The organism is Rothia sp. 88186D007BW (assembly GCF_053544215.1).
The window spans coordinates 96,015-114,827 of record NZ_JBPPTR010000007.1 but is presented as its reverse complement, the minus strand read 5'-3'; the positions used below and the strand labels follow the sequence as shown (position 1 = coordinate 114,827).

At 58.7% G+C, this 18,813-nt stretch carries 16 protein-coding genes and 6 tRNA genes; 4 read left to right on the top strand and 18 right to left on the bottom strand.

Annotated features, from left to right (window positions below; genetic code table 11):
* Window positions 1–2: 2 nt before the first annotated feature.
* Genes ACEE09_RS05580 through bioA form a run of 3 tightly spaced genes read right to left on the bottom strand, consistent with a single transcriptional unit; the run spans window position 3 to window position 3,679 of the window.
* A complete protein-coding gene (locus ACEE09_RS05580) occupies window positions 3–1,169 on the bottom strand; it encodes a cytochrome P450 (protein WP_449082821.1) in 1,167 nt (388 codons plus the stop codon).
* Window positions 1,170–1,181: 12 nt separating this feature from the next.
* Window positions 1,182–2,321 (bottom strand): aminotransferase class I/II-fold pyridoxal phosphate-dependent enzyme, encoded by a 1,140-nt coding sequence (locus tag ACEE09_RS05575; RefSeq protein WP_449082819.1) that lies wholly within the window; start codon window positions 2,319–2,321, stop codon window positions 1,182–1,184.
* On the bottom strand, window positions 2,318–3,679 hold the full coding sequence (gene bioA, locus ACEE09_RS05570) for an adenosylmethionine--8-amino-7-oxononanoate transaminase (RefSeq protein ID WP_449082818.1): 1,362 nt from the start codon (window positions 3,677–3,679) through the stop codon (window positions 2,318–2,320). The genes ACEE09_RS05575 and bioA overlap by 4 nt, the downstream gene beginning before the upstream one ends.
* Window positions 3,680–3,900: 221 nt before the next feature.
* Between bioA and ACEE09_RS05565 the strand changes: the two genes are divergently transcribed.
* A complete protein-coding gene (locus tag ACEE09_RS05565; protein ID WP_449082816.1) occupies window positions 3,901–5,271 on the top strand; it encodes an MFS transporter in 1,371 nt (456 codons plus the stop codon).
* A 124-nt stretch (window positions 5,272–5,395) separates the two neighbouring features.
* Window positions 5,396–5,704, top strand: a complete 309-nt coding sequence (locus ACEE09_RS05560) for a hypothetical protein (RefSeq protein ID WP_449082814.1) — start codon at window positions 5,396–5,398, stop codon at window positions 5,702–5,704.
* Window positions 5,705–5,722: 18 nt separating this feature from the next.
* Here the strand turns inward: ACEE09_RS05560 and ACEE09_RS05555 are convergent, their stop codons facing one another.
* Window positions 5,723–6,520, bottom strand: a complete 798-nt coding sequence (locus ACEE09_RS05555) for a hypothetical protein (RefSeq protein ID WP_449082812.1) — start codon at window positions 6,518–6,520, stop codon at window positions 5,723–5,725.
* Between the two features lie 6 nt (window positions 6,521–6,526).
* Window positions 6,527–7,192, bottom strand: a complete 666-nt coding sequence (rpe, locus tag ACEE09_RS05550; protein ID WP_449082855.1) for a ribulose-phosphate 3-epimerase — start codon at window positions 7,190–7,192, stop codon at window positions 6,527–6,529.
* A 166-nt stretch (window positions 7,193–7,358) separates the two neighbouring features.
* Here rpe and ACEE09_RS05545 point away from each other — a divergent pair, with 166 nt between their 5' ends.
* Window positions 7,359–8,711 carry a Na+/H+ antiporter family protein gene (locus ACEE09_RS05545; RefSeq protein ID WP_449082810.1) on the top strand — a complete coding sequence of 451 codons (1,353 nt, stop codon included), beginning with the start codon at window positions 7,359–7,361 and terminating at the stop codon, window positions 8,709–8,711.
* 157 nt (window positions 8,712–8,868) lie between these two features.
* Here ACEE09_RS05545 and ACEE09_RS05540 read toward each other — a convergent pair whose 3' ends face one another.
* From ACEE09_RS05540 to ACEE09_RS05485, 12 genes are all read right to left on the bottom strand, one after another.
* A complete protein-coding gene (locus ACEE09_RS05540; protein WP_449082809.1) occupies window positions 8,869–10,662 on the bottom strand; it encodes a transcription antitermination factor NusB in 1,794 nt (597 codons plus the stop codon).
* Window positions 10,659–11,585 (bottom strand): methionyl-tRNA formyltransferase, encoded by a 927-nt coding sequence (locus ACEE09_RS05535; RefSeq protein ID WP_449082807.1) that lies wholly within the window; start codon window positions 11,583–11,585, stop codon window positions 10,659–10,661. The genes ACEE09_RS05540 and ACEE09_RS05535 overlap by 4 nt, the downstream gene beginning before the upstream one ends.
* 38 nt (window positions 11,586–11,623) lie before the next feature.
* The gene (def, locus tag ACEE09_RS05530; protein WP_449082805.1) at window positions 11,624–12,274 is read right to left on the bottom strand and encodes a peptide deformylase; all 651 of its coding nucleotides are present in this window, start codon (window positions 12,272–12,274) and stop codon (window positions 11,624–11,626) included.
* Between the two features lie 23 nt (window positions 12,275–12,297).
* Window positions 12,298–13,179: a cytochrome gene (locus tag ACEE09_RS05525; protein ID WP_449082854.1), complete on the bottom strand. Its 882-nt coding sequence runs from the start codon at window positions 13,177–13,179 to the stop codon at window positions 12,298–12,300.
* A 125-nt stretch (window positions 13,180–13,304) separates the two neighbouring features.
* Complete coding sequence (locus ACEE09_RS05520; protein WP_449082804.1) at window positions 13,305–14,540, bottom strand: CapA family protein; 1,236 nt, start codon at window positions 14,538–14,540, stop codon at window positions 13,305–13,307.
* 308 nt (window positions 14,541–14,848) lie between these two features.
* A tRNA-Val gene (locus tag ACEE09_RS05515) sits at window positions 14,849–14,920 on the bottom strand.
* Window position 14,921: 1 nt separating this feature from the next.
* Window positions 14,922–14,995, bottom strand: a tRNA-Cys gene (locus tag ACEE09_RS05510).
* A 49-nt stretch (window positions 14,996–15,044) separates the two neighbouring features.
* A tRNA-Gly gene (locus tag ACEE09_RS05505) sits at window positions 15,045–15,117 on the bottom strand.
* A 237-nt stretch (window positions 15,118–15,354) separates the two neighbouring features.
* The gene (locus ACEE09_RS05500; RefSeq protein ID WP_321104046.1) at window positions 15,355–16,380 is read right to left on the bottom strand and encodes a DUF559 domain-containing protein; all 1,026 of its coding nucleotides are present in this window, start codon (window positions 16,378–16,380) and stop codon (window positions 15,355–15,357) included.
* 192 nt (window positions 16,381–16,572) lie between these two features.
* Window positions 16,573–16,648: transfer RNA gene (locus ACEE09_RS05495), tRNA-Gly, on the bottom strand.
* 33 nt (window positions 16,649–16,681) lie between these two features.
* Window positions 16,682–16,753, bottom strand: a tRNA-Val gene (locus ACEE09_RS05490).
* Between the two features lie 23 nt (window positions 16,754–16,776).
* Window positions 16,777–16,849, bottom strand: a tRNA-Gly gene (locus ACEE09_RS05485).
* A 233-nt stretch (window positions 16,850–17,082) separates the two neighbouring features.
* Between ACEE09_RS05485 and ACEE09_RS05480 the strand changes: the two genes are divergently transcribed.
* A complete protein-coding gene (locus tag ACEE09_RS05480; protein ID WP_449082803.1) occupies window positions 17,083–17,652 on the top strand; it encodes a GNAT family N-acetyltransferase in 570 nt (189 codons plus the stop codon).
* Here ACEE09_RS05480 and zapE read toward each other — a convergent pair.
* Window positions 17,649–18,707 carry a cell division protein ZapE gene (gene zapE / locus ACEE09_RS05475; protein WP_449082802.1) on the bottom strand — a complete coding sequence of 353 codons (1,059 nt, stop codon included), beginning with the start codon at window positions 18,705–18,707 and terminating at the stop codon, window positions 17,649–17,651. The genes ACEE09_RS05480 and zapE overlap by 4 nt on opposite strands.
* Window positions 18,708–18,813: the final 106 nt, after the last annotated feature.

The window sequence follows — 18,813 nt, the reverse complement described above, 5'->3', positions numbered from 1 at the left end:
TCTTATTTCCCTTCACCGGTGCCGATGCTCAGCTCGTAGGCTGAGCGGAAGGAGAGCAGGTCAATCCACTGCGGTTCACCCTCATGGTGCAAGGTGAGGCCCTTTTCTTGGGCCCACCGGCCCCACTCGTTGATCAGCCAGGTCGATTCAGATTCTGCCAGCAGGGCACCGAGGCAGCGGTGCAGCCCCCACCCGAAGGAGAGGGAGGTATCTGGCTTATCGGGGTGAGCGGGGCGTCCAGAGAGTTGGACCAGTATTTCTGAGTCGGCCGGGTAGGTGTGCTCCCCTACGGTTGTTTCTTCTGCGACCACGCGCCGCCAGGTGGGAACCGAGGACTGGGTTTCAAGGACGCGGCGCACCAGCAGGTTAGCCTCTTCGGCATCTGCGCATTGGGTGAGGGTGATGTCTTTTTGCCCGGTCAGTGCGTAGTACATGATGCTGTTGATGAGCAAGGTGGTGGTAAATTGCCCGGCAACGGTTAGGAAGAAGGCCAGGGAAACTACCTCGGCCTCACTTTTTCCTAGGTCAAAGAGCTTGCCGTAGAGGGAGCTGGTGTCGCCCTGGCAGTGGGTGACCATCTGGCGGAGGGTGCGGTGGAGTTGTCCGACGCTGTGGGCTAGTTCTTTTTGGCGCTCGCTATCAGGCCAGCCCCAGAAGAGTTCGAGGGCATCTAGCGAGTGCACCCATAGGGTCTGGTCATCGAGGTTGATGCTGTGGCGTACTTCGGGTTTAACGCCGGTGAGTTCCCACATGAGCATGGTGGGCACCTGGTGGGAGAGTTCGTGAAAGGCGCGGGTGATCTGTTGGGGCTCTGTGCTGGTGGTAGCAAGGCGGCGGGCGACGGCGCAGCGTACTGCCCCTTCTTGTGCCCGCACGCGCGCCGGTGAGAAGAAGGAGGCTACGGTAGAGCGCACCTGCCGGTGGGCGCTGCCACTGGCGCTGGCCAGAACGGGTGGTAGCTCAAACTTGTAGCTCAACAAGATACGTAAGGACGCTGGGCTCAGGTCTACTGCTGCGGTCAGGGCGTTGGCGGGGATGAAGGTATCTGGTGCCCCTAGAATTTCTTTGACGTCTTCGGGGTCAGAGACCAGGGTGAGGGGTGTGCTGGCCTGGGTGAGACCGTAGTCGTCTTTGAGCTGGTGGAAGGGGCAGGTAGGTTGTGTTGTCATTGCGTATTTTCCTTACAGGGTGGTGGTTTCTAAAAGCTCGGTCACAAGGGCGAGAGCCTTGTTCAGAGTGGTCTGTTCTGTATCAGCGCAGGCGGTAAAGCGTAGGCGGCTGATGCCATCGGGTACTGCCGGTGGGCGGAAGCACCCTACCGATACTCCGGCAGCGGCGAGTTGGCCAGCTAGTTTTGCTGCCTGCTGTGAGCCTGCGGTGAGGGGTAGAGATTGCACGGCCCCGCTGCTTTGTTGCAGGTTCAAGGCGGAGCTAATCTTGTGGGCCTTGGTGAAAAGCTGGTGGGTCAGGTCGGTGCCTTCAGCCTGGATAATGCGGGCAGCCTGGTAGGCTGCGGCGGCGTTGGCTGGGGCTAGGGCTGTGTCGAAGATGAAGGTTCGGGCGGTATTGACGAAGTAGTCCCGGAACTCGGTGGGCCCCAGTAGCACCCCGCCCATAGAGCCTAGAGCCTTGCCTAAAGAGCTGGTAATCAGCAGGTTATTGGCCCCGGAGATTCCTTCCTGGCGGCAGATACCTGCACCTGCCCCTAGAACACCGAGGGAATGGGACTCATCAACTACCAGCACAGCCCGGTATTCGGTGGCTAGGGCTAGTAGCTCCCTCACCGGGGCGCTATCACCGAGAACAGAGAAAATGCCCTCAGTCACAATGATGCTGGGCTTTTCGCCCTGTTCTTCTAAGAGGTTGCGCAGGTGCACCAGCTTATTGTGCTCAAAGAAGGTCACTGAGGCTGCCGAGAGCCGGGCCCCATCGTGTAAGGAGGCGTGCACATGCTCGTCCATGAGCAGGCTGGTTCCGGGGCGGCCAAGGGCTGCTAAGACAGCTAAGTTGGCGGTGTAACCGGCAGAGAAAACTAGCCCGCTTTCTGTTCCGGTAAGCTGCGCCAGGGCGTCCTCTGCTTGCTGGTGGGCGGTGGTTGTGCCTGTGACGACGCGGGAGGCGCGGGCTGAGGTTCCCCACGTGCCCAGGGCGCAGTGGGCAGCTTCAATGACCCGGGGGTCTTTGGATAATCCCAGGTAGTCGTTGGAGGCCAAATCGCACCAGAGAGGGCCAGTAGGGTGAGCAGTACGTTCTATGCCCCTGCGCGAGCGCACCCGGGCTGCCTGGGTGAGGAGGGGGCTCAGGGCGTGAGGCTGGTTCATTGTGGGTAGACCTCCTTGATGGCTTCTACCAGCCCGCCGGTGAGGTGCGCGAGTTCTTCTGTGGTGCTGATGTAGGTGGGCATGGTGTAGACCAGGTTGCGGAAGGGCCTGACCCAGACTCCGCGTTCGAGGGCAGCTTGGATGATTGCTCCTGTCTTGACTGGTTTTTTGAGTTCGATGACGCCGATGCCCCCGAGGGTGCGTACATCGTGGACGGGTTCGAGTTGGCGGGCTGGTTCTAGGCCGGTGGCTAGGGCTTGGGAGAGCCTGGGGACGTTTGTTTCCCAGTGGCTTTCGGTGGGTACGGCTGCGGTGAGTAGGTCGAGGGAGGCTGATGAGACGGCGCTTGCTAGGGGGTTGCCCATGAAGGTGGGCCCGTGCATGAGGGCCTTGTAGCTGGAGGTGCTAATGACGTGGGCGACATCGGTGTGGACGATCACGGCGCCTTGGGTCATGTAGCCGCCGGTCATGGCTTTACCGACGGTCATCACGTGGGGGGTGACGTTGGCCCAGTTGGCGGCGAAGAGTTTGCCGGTGCGTCCGAAGCCGGTTGCGATTTCGTCGAAGATGAGCAGAAGTTGGTGTTCTTCGGCCCAGGTTTTGAGGCGGGTGAGGCATTGGGGGTGGTAGAAGTGCATGCCTCCGGCTCCTTGGACGATGGGTTCGACGATGATGGCGGCGCACTTGTGGGCTTGGGTGGCGATGTATTCTTCGGCGGCTTGGTCCCAGGCGGTTTGTTGGGTTTGGTCTACGGACCAGGTGTCGGTGGTGGGGTTGTAGGTGGCTGCTGGGGGTTTGGGCAGGAAGTATTGGCTTTGGACGATGTGGGTGAAGTCTTGGTGCATGCTCCCTTGGGGGTCGGAGACTCCCATGGCTCCGATGGTGTCGCCGTGGTAGCCGCCGCGTAGGGCGATGAAGCGGCCTTTGTGGGGGCGTCCTAGGGCGTTTTGGTATTGGATGGCTAGTTTGAGGGCTACTTCGACTGAGACGGAGCCGGAGTCTGCTAGGAAGATGTGGTCTAGCCCTGCGGGGGTGAGGTCGCGTAGTTTTTCGGCTAGGGTGATGGCTGGTTGGTGGGTTAGCCCGCCGAACATGACGTGGGAGAATCGTTGGATTTGTTGGGTGAGGGCCTTGTCTAAGTGGGGGTTGGTGTAGCCGTGTACTTGGCACCACCAGGAGCTCATGGCATCTAGCCCCTGGTAGGTTTTGCCGTGTTCGTCTTGGAGGGTGAGGGTGCTGCGGTGGGCGGCGGTGACGGCGTAGAGGGGGCGGGTGTTGAGGGGGGCGTAGGGGTGCCAGAGGAGGTTTCTGTCGCGGGTTACTAGGTTTTGACCTGGAAGAATATCATTTTTGAACACTGTTCAAATATTGCATACTTTGAGCCACTTTTGCCACATCTGAGAATTTCAGCACCTCATGGGCGAGTCATTTTCTGACACAAACCAGACAAGAGACCCCATAGCCCACCAGAGAAGAAGCACGCACGCTAAAGTCGAACAGGGGTTAGAGTCAGCCCAACCCACAGGCTGGGCCCCTCATAACCAGCTATCATCACCGACCAAACGCACCCGAGGTACCCATGCCCACCCACCGGCCCCCAACAGCCACACCCACCCCAGAGCACCAGCTCACCCAAGAACTCGACCAGATGCCCCTCACCGGCAAACACGCCAAACTCCTCGGCATCACCGGAATCGGCTGGTCACTCGATGCCATGGACGTTGGCCTGCTCTCCTTCGTCATCGCCGCACTGGGCGTCCACTGGCAGCTCTCCAACCAGGACGCCTCCCTCCTCGCCTCCATCGGCTTCATCGGCATGGCCATCGGGGCAACCGTCGGCGGCAAACTCTCAGACACCTTTGGCCGCCGCCACATCTTCGCCATCACCCTACTCATCTACGGTGTAGCCACCGGCCTCTCAGCCCTGGCCACCACCTTCACAGCCCTCCTGGCTCTGCGCTTCCTCATCGGCCTAGGCCTGGGTGCTGAACTGCCCGTAGCCTCAACCTACATCGCAGAATTCTCACCCCGGCGCGTGCGCGGGCGCATGGTCGTTCTCCTAGAAGCCTTCTGGGCCATCGGCTGGATCCTGGCAGCACTCATCGGAACCTACATTGTGCGCGACTCAGAAAACGGCTGGCGCTGGGCCCTTGCCATCGGTTGCATCCCCGCCCTCTACGCCCTGGTCGTGCGCCTGGGCCTACCAGAATCAGTGCGCTACCTCATCAGCAAAAACCGCACCGCAGAAGCCCAAGAAGTCATCAACTCTTTCGCAGCCTCTAAGCCCCTAGCCCTGAAAGAAAAAACTCGCCCCCAGCCTGCAAACCCACCGGCAACCACCGGCCAGCTGACGGCAGAAGCAAAGGCCACTTCCCTCTGGTCACCGGCCCTACGCCGCCGCACCGCCGCCTTCTGGGCCATCTGGTTCTGCATCAACCTCTCCTACTACGGTGCCTTCATCTGGATCCCCTCCCTGCTCGTCCAGCAGGGCTTTAGCCTCATCACCTCCTTCACCTTCACCCTAATCATGACCTGCGCCCAGCTACCTGGCTACGCAGCCAGCGCCTGGCTGATTGAACGATGGGGCCGACGCAGCACCCTAGCTATCTTCCTCACCGGCTCCGCCCTAGCCGCAGCCCTCTACGGGGCCTCCCATGAAACCACCATGCTCATTATCAGTGGCTGCCTACTCTCCTTCTTCAACCTGGGTGCCTGGGGTGCCCTCTACGCGGTAGGCCCCGAACTCTACCCCGTGCACCTGCGCGGCTCAGGCACAGGCTCCGCAGCCGGTTTTGGCCGCCTAGCCTCCATCATCGCCCCGCTGCTGGTGCCCTTCCTCATGCCCCACATCGGCATCCCCGGCCTCTTTGGAGTCTTCGCCGCAGCCTTCATCACCGCCGCAGCAGCCACCCTGCTCCTACCTGAAACCCGCGGCAGAGAGCTCACCTAAAAGAGCCACCAGCCCAACAAGAGCAGAAAAGCAAACAGGGGTTCCACCCAAAGTCGCTAGACTAGGGTGGAACCCCTATTAATACCCCTGGCATCACACTGCCCTGGCACCACGAAAGAACGCTATGACCGAGCTAAAACCCGCCAACATTCAAAAACGTGACACCACCTTCAAACAGGAACACGGCGCCGTAGCCCACCTCGTCAAACGCAAGCCCCAGCAGGCTGTCACCCGCGCTGTCAAAGGCGCCCAGAAACTCCTAGAAGAAGGCCAGAGCAAACAAGCTCTGAACGTACTCACCCTCACCAAGCCCGTCCTGGTGGCAGGTTCAGAGGACGCAACCCTCTACTACACTATGCTGGCAACCATCCACCGTTCCATGGGTAACGAGCAGGCAGCAGAACGAGCCCAAGAGCAGCTCACCGAAGGCTAACTACAGCTAGCTCTACGGCTAACTACGGCCAGTAAGTCGCTGAAGCAACTCCTTCACAAAAGCCTCATTATCAGCATCCCCTGCAGCGGCATAGTGCTCAGCAGAACGCACCAAATAGCCCTGCGCGGCGTCCGCGTCCCCTTCCTGGGCTGTCACCAAGGCCAGAAGCTGGTAAGTCTCACCCAAGAAAGCATGATCCTCAAGCTCCTGGGCCAGATCAAGGGCCTCCGTCAGGAGCGGGCGGGCAGCGTCCGTATCACCGGTAGCCAGCAGCCCCTGAGCCTGAGCATTACGCACATGCATCAGCTGAACCTTATGCCCACCGGACGCATACAGCTCATAGGCCTGGGCAAGGTAGGTTTGGGCCGCAGCCTCATCTGGGGCCTGCCGGGCAAGACCTGCCAGAGCCACCAGGTTATGAGCCTGCCCCTCAGCATTGCCTTGGGCCTCATAGCCGCGCAAACCCCGATCATACCAGGTTTTAGAGCGCTCAAAGTCGCCGAGCTCAGCGTGAAGAGAACCCACCTCAGTCGCAAAATCTGGTAGCTGCTCAGCATCAGGCTTAGCATCAGCTAGCAGGGCATGGGCACGGAGCACATCTTCCAAGGCAGGGCCAGCATGGCCCATATCCCGCTTGACCTCACTGAGAATTTTCAGGGCCAAAATCTGCCCAAAAATCTCCTGGGCACTCTCAAAACCGCCCGCAGCAGTTTCAAGGGCAGGTAAGGCATCAGCAAGCTGCCCGGCAGCAATCAGTTCCTGGGCGCGAGCAAGTTCACGGTCGGCCTCTTCAAGGGGTGTAAGTTTCTCAGTCATATCTTCCTAATGGTGGTGGGTGGACGCAGCAGCCCGGCGCAGGCCCGCAATAGCAGCTTCAACATCATCGGCCCCATAGACAGAAGAGCCAGCCACAAAACAAGTAGCCCCAGCCTCAGCTGCACGCACAATAGTTTCTTCAGTGATACCACCATCGACCTGCAAAATCACATCAGCCCCGGAGCCCTCAAGAGCGGCAGCAGCCCGCCTAATCTTCGGCACAGTAACATCAAGGAAGGACTGACCGCCAAAGCCCGGCTCAACGGTCATTAAAAGCAACATATCAATCTCGCTGAGCATATCCAGGTAAGGCTCAACACCGGTAGCCGGGCGCAAGGCCATACCAGCCTTAGCACCACTCTCACGCAAGGTACGAGCCAGCTTAATAGGGGCGATAGCGGCCTCGGCGTGGAAGGTTACCGACTCGCAGCCCACCTCAGCGTAGGCAGGGGCCCAGCGGTCAGCGTCCTCAATCATCAGGTGCACATCAAAGGGAATGGGCGAGACCTCTTTCAAACGCTTGACCACCGGTAAGCCCCAGGTCAGGTTGGGCACAAAATGGCCGTCCATCACGTCAATATGGGCGGCATCAGCAGTTGAGATAGCGGCCAGTTCCTCCCCCAGCCGAGAAAAATCGGCACTCAAAATGGAAGGGTTAATTAGGCAGGTCATAGGCGCTCCGTTCATAGTCAACTCCCCCACCACCTTACACTGACTCCCACCGGAAAAGCGGTTAGAGCATAAGGGCTATCACACCTTAATATCCGAGCCTCAGCAAGCTGAGAAAAGGTCTCAAAAGCTAGAATTTACTCATATTTATTCAAAGGTTAGGAAAATTATGAACTCGGTTCTGCTTGCGGTCCTGGTCATGCTCATCCTCTCCGCAGCACGCGTACACGTCGTCCTCGCACTCTTTATTGGAGCTCTCGTAGGTGGTCTTGTAGGCGGGCTGGGGCTGGATGGCACCATGGTCGCCTACCAGGAGGGCCTCTCTGGCGGTGCTATGCTAGCGCTCTCCTACGCCCTGCTCGGCGCCTTCGCCATGGCAGTTTCAAGCTCGGGCCTGCCCCAGCTCATCGCCAATGGCATCATTAACAAGGTTGGCTCAGAAAGCACGGCGGCCAACCAGCGCATCGAATTTACCGTCAAATGGGTGCTGCTAGCTGGAATTCTAGCGATGTCGGTTATGTCCCAGAACCTCATCCCGGTTCACATTGCCTTCATCCCGCTCATCATTCCGCCCCTGCTAGCTGTCTTCAACCGCTTCAAACTGGATCGACGCCTGATCGCCTGTGTGCTCACCTTCGGTCTGGTCACCACCTACATGTACGTTCCTGTAGGCTTCGGTGCCATCTTCCTGAACGACATTCTGCTGGGCAATATTGAGCGCGCCGGAATGGACACCAGCAACATCGACGTCATGCAGGCCATGGGCATCCCTGCCCTGGGCATGGTTGCAGGTTTGCTCATTGCTGTCTTCTTTAGCTACCGCAAGCCCCGCACCTACCAGGGGTTCGAAATCACCCCCGCAGAAATTGCACCTACCCAGGTCAGCCGGTTTAAGATTATCGTCGCTATTGTTGCTATCATCGCCACCTTCCTGGTGCAGGTCATTATGCAAACCATAGGCACCGAAGCTAATTCCCTACTCGTAGGTGCCCTGGTGGGTCTGACCATTTTCATGGTGACCGGTGCCGTCAAGTGGAGAGAAGCAGACGACGTTTTTACCGCCGGTATGCGCATGATGGCGCTGATTGGTTTCATCATGATTTCAGCCCAGGGTTTTGCCGCTGTTATGGACGCCACCGGGGACGTTGACCCATTGGTCACCACCGTCTCAGACCTCTTTGCTGGTAACCAGTCCGTTGCAGCTATGGCCATGCTCGTTGTTGGTCTTCTGGTGACCATGGGTATTGGTTCTTCCTTCTCAACCCTGCCCATTATCACCACCATCTATGTGCCCCTCTGCCTGGCCCTAGGGTTCTCACCCCTGGCCACTGTTTCTATCATCGGTACCGCTGGTGCCCTGGGTGATGCCGGTTCACCGGCCTCAGATTCTACCCTGGGCCCCACCGCTGGTTTGAATGTTGATGGGCAGCACGATCACATCCGTGATTCAGTGATTCCCACCTTCATCCACTACAACATCCCCCTGCTGATTGCTGGGTGGGTAGCGGCTATGGTTCTCTAATCAGCCCAGCCCTACCACTGGCCACCAGTTGAGTGCACCAGTTGAGCGCTCGACACAATAAAACGGTGTGCCCCTTTTCTTGGGGCACACCGTTTCTTTTTTCAGGCTCTATTAGCTCAAGCCCAATGCCCGCTGTTCTAGCTAGGCTTCGCGATAGCTAGTTCTTACGGAAAAGGGCGAAGAACATGGCATCAGTGCCGTGAACATGCGGCCAAAGCTGAGCGGTACTCGCCCCATCAGCTAGGGTTACCCCCTTAGGGGCTTCCGGGGTGAAGGCCGGGTCACGGTCACCGGCCAGGACGGAGGCACCCAACTCATCGACCCGGGCAACTGCCCGTAAGGCGGCCCCGGAATCCAACAAGGTCACATCGACCTTCCGGAGAATATCGTGCACAATGCTCTGGGTTTCTGCCGTGTGCGGTGAACAAGTCACATAGGCAATCAGGCCGCCGGGGCGGGTGACCGAAGCAGCAGCTGTAAAGAGCTCAAGCTGTAGAGGCAGCAACTCAGCAATATCGCGGGGGCTCTTGCGCCAGCGGGCCTCAGGGCGGCGGCGTAATGCGCCCAGGCCAGAGCAAGGAACATCAACCATCACACGGTCAAAGAGCACACCAGCAGGCATGCTCTCAGGCAGGTTCTTCCCCTCAGCCAGGGTGCGGGCAATCTGGCGCCCGTCCCCAGCGACCACCGAGTAAGAGCCCGCCGGTAGCGGGGCCAAGGAGCGGCGTACCAGTTCGGCCCGGTGCTCAGCAGCCTCATTAGCCAGCAGGCGGGCACCGCGCTGTACACCCAGGGCACCCAGCAGGGCAGCCTTACCACCGGGGCCAGCACACAGGTCAAGCCAGTTGCTGTCGCTGCCCTCAAGCGGAGCAGCAGCCAGAGCCCGGGCAACCAGCTGGGAGCCGGCGTCCTGGGCACGAACCACACCATCACGCACCGATTCGAGCCGGGCCAAATCTCCTGCCGAGTAGAGAGCTGAGCCTTCTACCAGCGGGCCGTCCTTAGCACCTGCGGCGTAAGCCTCATCCAGGTTACCCACACCGGGTAGAGCCACCAGGTTCACCACGGGCGAGAGATTATCAGCATCCAGCAGAGCCTCAACCTCACCGGGGGTACGCCCGTGCGCTGCCAGGGCCTGGCGGAAAGAACGAACCACCCAAGCAGGGTGAGACTTCTCCAAAGCCAGGCGGGTCAGCTCGTCGGGGGCCTCTTCAGCGATGAGGGCATACCAGCTCTCCGGGGTGTGCTCAGAAACCCTGCGCAACACAGCGTTCACAAAGTTAGCCGGGCCAGTTCCAATAGCGGCACGAGCCAGAGCAACCGTCTGGTTGAGTGCCGCATGGTCAGGCACCCGCATGGCCAGCAGCTGGTGCACGCCCAGGCGTAGCACCAGCAGAATCTTGGTACCAATCTTCTCTACCGGGCGGTCCACACAATGAGCCAAAATCGCATCATAGGTGCCCTGGTTCCGCAAGGTGCCGTAGGTGAGCTCAGTGGCAAAACCAGCGTCGCGGGCATCAAGCCGGGCAGCACGAATAGCCTTGGGGAGCACCAGGTTAGCGTAGGAGTCCTCTAAGGCAACAGCACTCAGCACCTCAAAGGCAACAGCACGGGCACTATCTGCGGTGCGGGCACGCTGGGAAGGAGCAGAAGCCGAAAAAGCCCTATCTTTGACCGATTTGCGGTTACGCTCATGCCCCTTGGCGTTACGGCGGGTCTCTCCCCCACCGCCGCGCTTAGCCTCAGGCTCACCACCGGGGTTGCGGTTCCCACGTGAACCGCGGGGATTGGGGGTTCCCCCGCCCTGCCCCTGCTGGGGGCGGTCATCACGCTTACGGGCCCCACTTCGGCCTTGGCCAGCCCGGTTAGCACCAGATTTATTCGCCCCGGCACGGCCCTTACCGCCGTGAGGGCGCCCGCCTGTGCCGTGTCCGCCTGCATTCATGCTCATACCAGCACCACTTTCTGTTCTGCCAGGGCCGCACCCTGACCGCGCGCCCAGTCGGCGGCATTCATCATTTTCTTACCCGCAGGTTGCACCTGGGTCAGTTCGAGGGCACCATCAGCGCAGGTGACAGCCACTTTCTTACCAGCCCAAAAGAGAGTGCCAGGCTCCCCCACAGGCTCAGCATCCAGGGCCTTGACCATACCCAGTTTGAAGCGGGCACCATCAAGTTCTGCCCAGGCACCAGGCTCAGGAGTCACCCCGCGCAACTGGGCGATAATATCAGCAGCAGGGCGAGCGAAATCAACCTTACCGTCAGCAATAGTGAGCTTAGCGGCATGGCTAGCTGGGCCGGTTTGTACAGTACCGGTAGCCCCGGCCGCAATATCGTCAAAGGTTGCAGCCAGCAGAGCCCCACCGGTTGAAGCCAGGCGGTGCAGCATATCCCCGGCAGTGTCCAGCTCCCCCACCACAGCTGATTCTGAGCGGAAGACCGGGCCAGTATCTAACCCGGCATCAATGCGGAAAGTGTTAGAGAAAATCTCCTTCTCCCCTGCCATCAGGGCCCGCTGCACAGGTGCAGCCCCACGCCAAGCAGGAAGCTGAGAAAAATGCAGGTTAATCCACCCTAAGGGCAGCAAATCCAGGGCACTTTGCGGCAAAAGGACGCCAAAAGCCACCACCGCCGCAATATCGGCACCCAGGTAGGCGACAGCGTCCGCAACCTCATCAGACCAGCGGTTAGCCTTGATAATAGGCAGACCCAGCTCCTGGGCACGGGCTGCCACCGGGGAGGCAGTAAGCACCCGCTTACGCCCGACGGGAGCGTCCTCACGGGTCAGAACCCCCACCACCTCATAGCCTGCCTCTAGTAAACCGTTCAGGGGTGCCACGGCAACCTCAGGGGTGCCAGCGTAGAGAACCTTCATGCTTCGCCTTTCCATTACACGTCAACAAACCAGCAGGTTTAGATACCAAAAGCACCAGGCTTTTGAGCGGTACGTTTTTGAGCGGCAGTCTGCTGAGCCCCGCCCGGCTGGGTGCCTACCGCACCGAAGGAACCACCCAAGGCACCAAAACCAGAGGAAGTCTTTGCAGCGCGCTCCCCCTGCACCGCAGCAGCTACCTGGTTATAGTCCGCCTGACGGATCTTACGCCAAATATTCTTCTTATCTTCACCCTCAACCCGGTCGATATACATCATGCCCTCAAGGTGGTCAGTTTCGTGCTGAAGCATACGAGCAAAAAGCCCCTCACCCTCATAGACCACAGGCTCACCCTTACAGTTCACCCCGGTCACACGGGCCCACTTCTTACGCGGAGTAGCAGCAGATAAGCCCGGCACAGACAGGCAGCCTTCACCGCCCTCCTGGGGTTCTTCCCCCACCTCAAGCACGGGGTTAATGATGTGCCCCTCCCGGCCATCAATATTGCCGAAAGTAAAGATTCGCTTAGAAATACCCACCTGGGGCCCGGCAAGACCAACACCCTCAACGTCATGCATGGTTTCAAGCATGTCAGCCACCAGTTTTTCAAGGTCAGCATCGAATACGGTGATGTCGTCGCACTTGGTACGCAGCACAGGGTCGCCTACGGTGCGAATGGGCAAAATAGTCATGCTTCTCTTTCTCGTCAGTGAGGTTAGGACGCCGCCGCGTCAGGAACATCTGTACCGGCAGCTAGCGGGGGCGGCACCACCGGCATCAGGGAATCTTCAGGGGTTTCTGAGAGGTCACGGTTAAGATCCCAGACCCGTTTGAGGGCACAAAACTTGTACCAGTTACGTTCAAGCACCTGAGGGTTGGCCTGTTGCGGCACCACCTGAGTTTCTCCCAGGGCAACGCCCATCAGAATACTGGCACCCCCATGCTTCCAGGGCTCCCAGCTGCCATGTTCAGCATCAATGAGGGCTTCTTCTGCCTTGACCCCGGCCACCAGTTGCATCACAACCTTATCGTCAAGGGGTTTAACCCTGCCTTTACGGTCGGTGCCCTTAGTCTTGTAGTCGATAATGCAGGTGTGCCCGGCAATATCAGCCACTAAATCGAGGGTGCCAGCGTAGCCAACAGTCTCGTTCCAGATCGTGACCTCAGTAGCCAACGGTTGGGGCCGGTAGAGGTCCCACCACTCATCAAACCGGTCAGCATAGGCCTGTTCCCCATGGGCAATGAGATTCTCCCGGTGCCCTTCTACTTCGTGGGGCTGGCCCATAGCGCGCAGGGCCACCTGCTCAGCATAGTTATGGACGCGATCGCCCCGCGCCGCCGCTGCATCACGGTAGCGTTCTGAGGCGGCAGCAGCGTCCCGAATGACCGCAAATTTAAGCCCCGCTGAGCTAGAGGCCCGGTAGGAACGCTGATCTTCAAGGGCAGCCCTAGCAGCCATATAGCCGTGCCAGCCTGAAAGGTCATGAGCCTGCTGCCCAATCACCGTGGTAATAGAAGGAACAAGTAGCTCCCCACCCAGTGTGCGCGCGTACATGCGACCGTGGTCGGTTGCTGACGCTAGCATGGGTGTGGTCACGCGCTCGTCCTGACGTCGGGGGAAAATCGAAAAGCGCCAAGCCTTCACAGCTTACCGGGCGCTCTATCGATTATACGCACCAGGCCCCTATCGCACGAGAGGCCCAAGGGGTTAGACCGCTTACCCTAGTCCCACTGGCGGGCCCCAGCCTCAGCAGCCCCCATAGACTCAACAATCTGCTGAACCCGGGCATTAGACTGCTGGGCGTAACCCTCATCAAGGCAGTTACTCTCAGGACGGCTGGGGGAGGTAACGCAGTAACGGTAGGCCGGGGTATCAACGATAGTGCTAGAAACCCACCGCAAATCGCGCACCTGCCAGTTGCCGTCCGCGTCCCGCTCAAAAATGGGGTTAACCATGATGCCCTCATTATTAGCCACATAGGTGGGTGAAAGCTCGGTGAGGTTATTCCCCATGCCGTAAACAATCCAGGTGCCCTGATAGTTTTCGATAGGCTGCACAGCGTGGGCGTGCTGGCCCACAATCATGTCAAATTCACCTGAATCAACCAGTGCATGGGCCACCTCTACCTGCTGGGCGTTAGGCTCATGCACATACTCATCACCGGCGTGGATATTAGCAATTACCAGGTCAGCACCCTGCTGGCGGGCACGGGTTGCCTTGGCAATCATGGTCTCAGTGTCGAGCATATCGACCTGCCAGTCAGCCTCTGGCAGGTTGCCGTTGAGACCATAAGTTCCGGTGATAATAGCAACCTTAGCCCCGTTTTCGGTAGTAAAAATATCGGGCTGGCTTGCCTCTTCTTCAGTGAGGTTGGTGCCGGTGACGCCCATACCGGCGGCCTCAACAGCCCGGTAGGTTCGCTCCAACCCAGCAGTTCCCCTATCAATGGAGTGGTTAGAGGCGGTCATGCAGACATCCCAGCCAGCCTCAGCGGCGGCCGTGAGAATCTGCGGGGGCACGTTAAAAGCCGGGTAGCCAGAAGGCTGCTCATCGGGGGCGCTGACGGGGGTTTCCATCTGACAAACAGCAAGATCAGCCCGTTCAATATAGGCTTTTTGTTCTGCCATGAGGGGGCCAAAGTCCATACCGTCTTTACCTTGGGCGGCCGCATCGGCTTTAGCCTGAGCCCAGAGCATATTGTGCATGAGGAAGTCCCCGGTAAAGAGCAGGGAAACACAGTCGTTCTCACCGCAGGCACCACCGGCTGCTGAGGCGGTTAGGGCCCCTGCACGGCTGGCCTGTGCACCCTCGTCTGTGGTCACCTGGGTCTGTGCGCCCTGCTGGGTGGTTGCGTCCGCCCCGCCCTGCCCTGGCACCTGGGGGTTGCCTTCCTGCGCCCCGCACCCTGCTAGGGCTAGGGCAGATAGGCAGAGAAATGAGAGCAGGTGTCGGCGCATGGTGGGGTCCTTTAGTTGGGGGATTTATCAGCTCAGTCTACCTAAAAGCCCCCTGGGGCAGGCGTTTATTACTTGATGGTGAGCTGTAGGGGCTTGAAGAACCTGGTCCCTGCTTCTCTCCCCCTCCCCCGCCAGATTCTGCGGGTGCACGAAAAAGCCCCCCAGCGTAGAGCTAGGGAGCTTTTCTGTGTGCGCGATACTGGGATCGAACTAGACGGAAGGAAATTTTCCGAGCTGGCGAGGAAATAAAAATTTCCTGGAGTGGTCACTGGTGAGAACCAGTGGCCACAATGCCCGCATACCATGCGTGCGCGATACTGGGATCGAACCAGTGACCCCTTCCATGTCAAGGAAGTGCGCTACCGCTGCGCCAATCGCGCGTGGAGGTGAGGACGGGACTCGAACCCGCGTACACGGTTTTGCAGACCGTTGCCTAACCACTCGACCACCTCACCACACGCTCAGACCTAAGCCTGAGATGCGAAAACGAGTTGTTTTCGTGAGAGCGGTTGACGAGACTTGAACTCGCGACATCCACCTTGGCAAGGTGGTGCTCTACCAACTGAGCTACAACCGCAACTCGCATTACTATACACGGTGTTGAATGAACTTTCAACCAGATCCCTTCCCCAGACCACCCGCCTCAGCAGCAACGCTCTCGCACCAGACGGCCTCGCACCAGACGGCCTCGCACCCGGCGGCCCGTTCCCCAGGCTTGTTAACTCGTGAGCGTGCGTCATATCGCCCAGCGTGCGGCAGGCAAGTGCACGCTGGGCGATATGACGCACGCTCGGTAAAGCTCTTGAGCTTGATTCTAAGAAACAGGCTTCAAGCCATGGCGCATGAGCAAATCCTTAAGAACCTCAGGGTGCCGAGTGAGGTCACTCCACCTCACACGCACCACAGTGTAGCCAAGTTGTTCAAGTTCCCTTTGCCGCAGATGCTCCTGCTGTATTACTTCAACTGGCTCACCGTAGGTTCCGTCATATTTCACAGCGCCATCAACTTCTAAGATGAGCATCAGCTCCTCCCACAGGAAATCTGGCCGATAGACCCTGCCTTTCACTACACATGCAGCCTGTTCTTTCGGCCGGGGAAAATTCCAATCAATTATGTGATTTCTAGCGATGGTTTCAGCAGGAGAAGCAGCATGTCTACTCATTCGTTGTGCAACGCAACGTGCTCGAGCAGCCCCGCGCCCTGTCACCTGGGTGAGTGCCTGCTGGAGTGCTGCTGATGAGCAAAGTTTGCTGTGAAGCAGGTAGTCAACGATGCACAATGCTTCAATCAGAGGTAGAGAACGGGCACAGTCCACCGCCGTCTGGGCTGGGTCAGTCAGATAAACCCCGTGATGAAGTAGCGCACTGCCGCATTCTGCTGGCCGGTTAGAAAAAATCTTATGGTGGGGCACCCTTGACCTGATATGTGCCGATGGCACACTAGCCCAGATCTGCCCGGGCAGGTTGAGCAAGGGCGCGCCCCAAAAGAGTGCCGCTGATGAATGGCTCAGCACATAGCCTGGGTGGTTTTTGCTAAAGGCATAGTGGCGAACTTTTAGTTTTTGTTCTGGGTTCAGGGTGGCCCATTCTTGGGTTAAGCAGTAGCTGTTGGGGGCGATTTTGGTGTAGGTGCCTTGTGCACAGTAGGTGCGGACGCGTGTGTGCGAGATACCTTGTGCGGCAAGTTCTTGTGAGGTTTTGACCCTCTTGTTTAGTTCTTCCATAGCGCTATTGTGAAACCTGATGCAGCAGGTATGGTTTATTTCTAAACATTTCAGCGACACTGTGGATAACCCCTGTATTTTTCTGAAAAGTCTTGGGCTGAAACCAAAGTTTTCCACACTCTGATGGCTACCTCTTCTTAGCGAGCGTGCGTCATATCGCCCAGCGTGCGGCAGGCAAGTGCACGCTGGGCGATATGACGCACGCTCGCAGGGTGAACCCCCGTTTTCAGTCAAATACTCGGGATTCTGGGCAGCGCCTACTTGGAGAGGGCAAGAGAAAAGCCCCGGTTCAGTGAACCGGGGCTTGCCTGGAGCGGTTGACGAGACTTGAACTCGCGACATCCACCTTGGCAAGGTGGTGCTCTACCAACTGAGCTACAACCGCAGATGCAATTATTTGCAGTGGATTTTCATCCAGTGCGCGATACTGGGATCGAACCAGTGACCCCTTCCATGTCAAGGAAGTGCGCTACCGCTGCGCCAATCGCGCATAACACTCGTGAGAGTGTTGCGAGCGGTTGACGAGACTTGAACTCGCGACATCCACCTTGGCAAGGTGGTGCTCTACCAACTGAGCTACAACCGCATTGTGTTTCAGTTCCTTTGGGGAACCGAACCAACGAGAAAATACTTTACACACTTTTTGAGGCTCTGCCAAATCGGGCAGCACCTTCTTGTAAACCCTTTTTTACCGCGTATTTTCGGGGTTTTTGCCGCAAGTTCTGGGTTTGACCCAAAATTTTTCTTTTATGCCTTGCACCACATTATCCTGGGGTGCGTAGACTGGGCAGAAAGTTTTCTATCGAATGTGGAGTTGGTATGCACCCCCAGCTATTAACCGAACGCTTTACCTTGCGCCCTTTACGGGAGGCTGACGCAATAGCAATCAACCAGGCCTGCCAAGACCCGGATATTCAGCGTTTTTGCCTGTCTGTTCCGCTCAATTACACAGAGCAAACAGCCCGCGATTTTATTGCTTATACGCATCAGGCCGGTGAGAGTGGGCATGAGCTGGTGTGGGGTATTGATGCCAGCGGTGTATTGGCTGGCGTGGTGAGCCTCTTTAACGTCACAGATTCTGCTGCGGAGGTGGGGTACTGGTTAGCGCCAGGTAGTCGCGGGCAGGGGCTGATAACTGAAGCCCTGGGAATGGTTGCGGGGTTTGCGCTGGACCCTCAGGGGCTTGGTCTTGACCGGCTGATTTGGAAGGCCTTGGTGGAGAACGGTTCTTCTGAGCAGGTGGTGCGCAGGGTTGGTTTTACTGATTTTCGTACTCTTCTGAAGAGTGAACCAGGCCGCCCCTTAGAGGACGGCTCTGTCCCCCTGCTCGATGTTCGGGCTGCGGAGCTGACCCGGGATCGTTGGGCTGAGTTGGGGTTCCCCGGCTAGGCTGCCTCGCTGAGCGTCCCTTGGCGGGCTAGGGCGGTCAGGCGTGAAATCGCGCGGAAGTATTTCTTTTGGTAGCCGCCGGCCATCATCTCTTCGGCAAAGACCTGGTCAAAGGGCACCCCGGAGGCGATGATGGGCAGGTCCTTGTCGTAGAGGCGGTCAGCGAGTACGACGAAGCGTAGGGCTACTGCCTGTTGGGTGATGGTGGTGACCTTGTGCCAGGCGATGGCGTCGATACCGTCGATGAGTTGGCGGTAGCGGGAGGGGTGTACGCGGGAGAGATGGTCGATGAGGGTTTCAAAGTCGTCGATGGCGACAGTTCCTAGAGTCCCGAAGCGTTCCTCAACAAGGTTTTCTAGGTCGGTGTCTGCTACGGGTGCAGGTGCAGCTGGTAGGCCGCGGTGGCGGAAGTCTTCCCCATCGACGCGGAGAACATCAAACTGGTCGGCCAGCACCTGGATTTCGCGTTTGAAGTCGGCAGCTGCGAAGCGGCCTTCACCTAGGGCGCCGGGCAGGGTGTTGGAGGTGGCAACAATTTTTACACCGGCTTCGGCTAGTTCGCGCATGAGGCGGGACATCAGGACGGTGTCACCGGGGTCATCGAGTTCAAATTCGTCGATGCAGACCAGCTTGTAGTGGGAGAGCGCTTCAAGGGTTTTGCGGAAGGTGAGGGCGCCGACCAGGTTGGTGTATTCGACGAAGGTGCCGAAGGCTTTAGGGCCTTCCACCATGTGCCAGAGGGAGGCCAGCAGGTGGGTTTTACCCACGCCGAAGCCGCCGTCTAGGTAGAGCCCTGCCTTGGTGGCGTCCTTTTTCTTGCCGCTGCCAAAGAGTTTCGAGAAGAACCCTCCCCCGCTGGCTGACCCGCTACGGTTGATGGTTTCACCGAAGACGCGCAGGGCGTCCACGGCTGCTTGTTGGGTGGGCTGGGCGGGGTCGGGGTGGTAGGTATTGAAAGACACTTCACCGAATCGTTCTGAGGGCCGGAACCCTGAGAGTAGTTCGTCGGCTGAGACGTGGGGGGTGCGGTCGGTGAGGTGGGTATAGGTTGCCACGGGCGGTCTTTCACTTGGGCGCGGCGGTGCGCTGGTGCTGGGTACACCCACAGTCTAGTAGCTGGCGGGGAGGGTTACCCAATCTTGCGACAGGTCTTAGTGGCTG

Bases quoted from the DNA above. Each gene is read 5' to 3' on its own strand.
- ACEE09_RS05555 (WP_449082812.1), bottom strand. From the start codon at position 6,520: ATGACTGAGAAACTTACACCCCTTGAAGAGGCCGACCGTGAACTTGCT.
- def (WP_449082805.1), bottom strand. From the start codon at position 12,274: ATGACTATTTTGCCCATTCGCACCGTAGGCGACCCTGTGCTGCGTACC.
- ACEE09_RS05480 (WP_449082803.1), top strand. From the start codon at position 17,083: ATGCACCCCCAGCTATTAACCGAACGCTTTACCTTGCGCCCTTTACGG.
- rpe (WP_449082855.1), bottom strand. From the start codon at position 7,192: ATGACCTGCCTAATTAACCCTTCCATTTTGAGTGCCGATTTTTCTCGG.
- ACEE09_RS05540 (WP_449082809.1), bottom strand. From the start codon at position 10,662: ATGAGCATGAATGCAGGCGGACACGGCACAGGCGGGCGCCCTCACGGC.
- ACEE09_RS05520 (WP_449082804.1), bottom strand. From the start codon at position 14,540: ATGCGCCGACACCTGCTCTCATTTCTCTGCCTATCTGCCCTAGCCCTA.
- ACEE09_RS05535 (WP_449082807.1), bottom strand. From the start codon at position 11,585: ATGAAGGTTCTCTACGCTGGCACCCCTGAGGTTGCCGTGGCACCCCTG.
- ACEE09_RS05560 (WP_449082814.1), top strand. From the start codon at position 5,396: ATGACCGAGCTAAAACCCGCCAACATTCAAAAACGTGACACCACCTTC.
- ACEE09_RS05575 (WP_449082819.1), bottom strand. From the start codon at position 2,321: ATGAACCAGCCTCACGCCCTGAGCCCCCTCCTCACCCAGGCAGCCCGG.
- ACEE09_RS05545 (WP_449082810.1), top strand. From the start codon at position 7,359: ATGAACTCGGTTCTGCTTGCGGTCCTGGTCATGCTCATCCTCTCCGCA.
- ACEE09_RS05565 (WP_449082816.1), top strand. From the start codon at position 3,901: ATGCCCACCCACCGGCCCCCAACAGCCACACCCACCCCAGAGCACCAG.
- ACEE09_RS05580 (WP_449082821.1), bottom strand. From the start codon at position 1,169: ATGACAACACAACCTACCTGCCCCTTCCACCAGCTCAAAGACGACTAC.